This window comes from Eudoraea sp. (assembly GCF_049665975.1).
Classification (GTDB): domain Bacteria; phylum Bacteroidota; class Bacteroidia; order Flavobacteriales; family Flavobacteriaceae; genus Eudoraea.
The window spans coordinates 1-3,801 of record NZ_JBATGR010000077.1 but is presented as its reverse complement, the minus strand read 5'-3'; the positions used below and the strand labels follow the sequence as shown (position 1 = coordinate 3,801).

Below are 3,801 nucleotides of genomic sequence, written 5' to 3'. Positions count from 1 at the left end.
AAAAAGCCTGTTTTCGTGGCGGTTAATAAAGTAGATAACGCTAAAAGAGCGGAGGATGCCGTTGAGTTTTATGCACTTGGATTAGGTGATTATTACAATCTTTCCAGTATTAATGGCAGCGGCACGGGAGAATTATTGGATGCCCTTGTTGAGGTGTTGCCTGAAAGCGAAGAAGTTGAAGATGAACTACCCAGGTTTGCGGTAGTTGGGAGGCCCAATGCGGGGAAATCTTCTTTTATCAATGCATTAATTGGTGAGGAAAGATATATTGTTACAGATATTGCAGGAACCACACGCGATAGTATAGATACGAAGTACAACCGTTTTGGCTTTGAGTTTAATTTGGTAGATACTGCGGGTATTCGCCGGAAAGCAAAGGTAAAAGAGGACCTGGAATTTTATTCCGTCATGCGTTCTGTGAGAGCCATTGAGCACTGTGATGTTTGTTTACTTTTGTTAGATGCTACCCGTGGATTTGACGGACAGGTAGAAAACATTTTCTGGTTAGCACAGCGCAACAATAAAGGAATTGTAATCCTGGTTAACAAATGGGATTTAGTAGACAAGGATACTCATGCAGTTAAACTTTATACACAAAAAATTAAACAGGCCATTGAACCCTTTACAGATGTTCCTATCCTTTTTATGTCGGTTCATACTAAACAGCGTATTTTTAAGGCCATAGAAACGGCTGTAGAAGTCTATAAAAACCGCTCTAAACGAATACCTACCAGAAAACTTAATGATGTGTTGTTGCCCATAATTGAGCATACACCACCACCAGCCTACAAGGGGAAATATGTAAAGATTAAATACATCACCCAACTTCCTACACCTTATCCGCAATTTGCTTTTTTCTGTAACCTTCCGCAATATGTACGGGAGCCTTACAAGCGGTTTTTGGAGAATAAATTGCGAGAAAATTTTGATTATACAGGCGTGCCTGTGACCATTTTTATGCGGAAAAAATAGGTATTTTTTGTATCTTAATTTTCCCATGAACAAAACCAACCTTCCTCTTCTTCTTTTTGTTAGTGTCATTTTGTTGGCACCATCCGTTTTCGCACAGAACTCATTACGTCAGCATTTAGCAACGAAATATGAAGCTTTTTTTGAGCCCGACCGTGAAAATATACACCTACATTTAAATAAGACAATATTCTCTCAGGAAGAACACATATGGTTTTCTGCTTATGTGTTTGATCAAAATTCGCAAACCCCGTCACTTCAAACGACCAATTTGTACGTGTGTCTTTATGATAAAGAAGGTAATGAGGTTAAAAGAAATCTGCTATATATAGAAGGAGGAGTAGGGCATGGTGATTTTAAGATTGATTCGTCTTTCACTTCTGGGATTTATTACATAAGGGCGTACACCAATTGGATGAAAAACTTCAAACACAAAGATTCCTTTATTCAAAAAATTGAGGTTTTCCCTCAAACTCCTGAAATAGCATTGCCTGATATTACTGACCAATTCGATGTACAACTATTGCCTGAAAGTGGCTATATTTTGGAGAACACCAAGAGTATTGTAGGATTCAAGGTAATGGATGTCAAAGGTGCCGGGCAAAAAATTGTCTCCGCCTCCTTAATCAATAGTGATGGCCTATCCATTTTAGAAAATATTCATAACAACCATTTGGGTTTTGGGAAGTTTGCCTATTTTCAGAAAGGCCAGCGCCAATATAAATTGCGAATTTCTCTCGAAAATGGAAAGATTCTTGAAAGCGTACTTCCAAGACCGCAAAGTGAAGGTATTCTAATCACGTCAAATAATCTTGATCCAAAAAGGTTGTTATTATCCGTAAGCACAAATGAAAGAACGCTGAATTCCAATAAAGGGGAACTCTTTTTTGTGGCTTTTCATCAAAACATGAACCTTGTGGTTAAAGAGTTTGTTTTAAATGAAAAAGATTTGGTTTTTAGCTTTGACAAGGCCAAACTGCCATTTGGGGTCAACATATTAACCCTTTTTGATGATAAGTTCAATGTAATTGCAAGCAGTCTCTTTTTTAATGAATTTGCGATTGATATCCCAGAAGTGACCATTGCGATAAAAGGAGAAACCGCCCGGGATTCTGTGAACTTGGCAGCGGTTATAAACAGAAGAGACACGACTAATTTTACATTGAGTGCCTCTATTCTACCGGAGGGAACTAAAGCGAACCATCCTTCTAATTCTATTTACAGTTCGTTTTGGTTGATACCCTATTTGCGCAATTCAATAGAAGACCCTTCTTATTATTTCAATGGGTATAATCGTTTGAAGCTTTATGAATTGGACTTAATGTTATTGGTGCAGGGATGGGGCAGATATGACTGGAAGACAATATTTAAAGATACATTTGAAGAAAACTTTGAGTATGAAAGGGGTATTACCATTAAGGGGAAGGTACTAAACGCTGATTTATCGAAGGAGAATAGTTTGTGGGTGAATGACGGTAGCCCCACCGGCTTTTATTCCTTGGATTTGACCAAAAACAAGGAATTTACAAAAAGTGGATTGGTACTTTATAAAAATGATTCACTGACTTTGGCTCTGATCGATCGAGATGGAAGACTTAAGGTGCCTGATTTAGAGCTTTCATATATGCCTCATTTGGAAAGTGAAGATTTAGATTTTTTTGAAAGTAGTGATTACTCTTCAAACTTGAAATCGAAGTTGACCGAAACTGTTGATGCTCCTCTAAAATTAATGGGCAATACAGTACAGTTAGATGAAGTGACCGTTGTTGAAAGAAGGTTGCCACGGAGAAGCAGGTTTTCAGTCGACGCTTTAACCACTGTAAAATTGGTAACCAATGAGGATATAAAAAAATATGGAAGTTTGGTTGGCTATCTGAGAAAATTAGGGTTTCTAGCGATTATAGAAACCGATGCCTTTGGGTTTACGAAATTGGCAGTCAAAGCCTCTGGCCGCAAGTTGGGAGGCCTTAGGAACATTCCACTATCCCTAAATGGATTTCCTACCGATGGTTCTGATTTGGTGGGTAAGCCTTTATCGGCATTCCAATCAATTGCTTATGACGATATTAAGCAAGGTTATATAGCTTTTACCAGCAGTGGAGCGTATGTAGACCTCAATGCTCCAAAACGATATATCAAAAGATTAATTACAGATGGCTTCACTAAACCACAGAAGTACTACGAGCCCAAATATGCTTATTATGACTCGACTGTTTTTGAACACTACGGGGCCGTGAATTGGCAAGCTGTACTGTTGTCGGATTCTAAGAACGAAGTTATTTTTTCTTTCCCTAAACAAAAACAGCAAAAGGTCAAGGTGTTTATTGAGGGCATGGGTGCTGATGGTAAACTTCTTTCAACTGTGAAAACCGTTCAGTTGAAGTAATCTGTGTGCGGTGCAGAATTTAATTTGTAGCAATCAGTATTATGACAATCTTTAATTATTTCATTCTTTTACCTCTTATTTTCGATTTCTCATTTTGTATTTCCATATCACCAGCCTCCGGATGCACCACCCCCGCCAAAGCCTCCACCTCCGAAGCCTCCGCTAAAGCCACCGCCGCCAAATCCTCCGCTTCCGAATCCACCTCCGGAAGAACCTGAGTTATATCCGCCCCTGCCCATATTGCTCAGGATGATAATATCCCAAAGGTTCATACCTTTTTTTCGTCCCCCGCCTTTGCCTCCGCCACCTCTTCGGTTACGATTGCTAAGAATAATGATGATTACTATAAAAATGATAATAGGCAGAATTGCTCCAAAAGGAAAGTTTCCATCCCCTTCGGGAGGGCGTTCTTCTTTAAATTCGCCCGTTAACACCTTAAAGATGGC

Annotated in this window: 2 protein-coding genes and 1 pseudogene; 2 read left to right on the top strand and 1 reads right to left on the bottom strand. The window is 39.1% G+C overall.

Translation table 11 applies throughout. The features are described from left to right. A partial coding sequence (gene der / locus WBN20_RS03365; RefSeq protein ID WP_424280694.1) for a ribosome biogenesis GTPase Der occupies positions 1–972 on the top strand: 972 nt, incomplete at its 5' end. 25 nt (positions 973–997) lie between these two features. Further along, complete coding sequence (locus WBN20_RS03360; protein ID WP_424280693.1) at positions 998–3,355, top strand: hypothetical protein; 2,358 nt, start codon at positions 998–1,000, stop codon at positions 3,353–3,355. 107 nt (positions 3,356–3,462) lie between these two features. Here WBN20_RS03360 and WBN20_RS03355 read toward each other — a convergent pair. Continuing rightward, positions 3,463–3,801: pseudogene (locus WBN20_RS03355) on the bottom strand (TPM domain-containing protein); the annotation flags it as partial.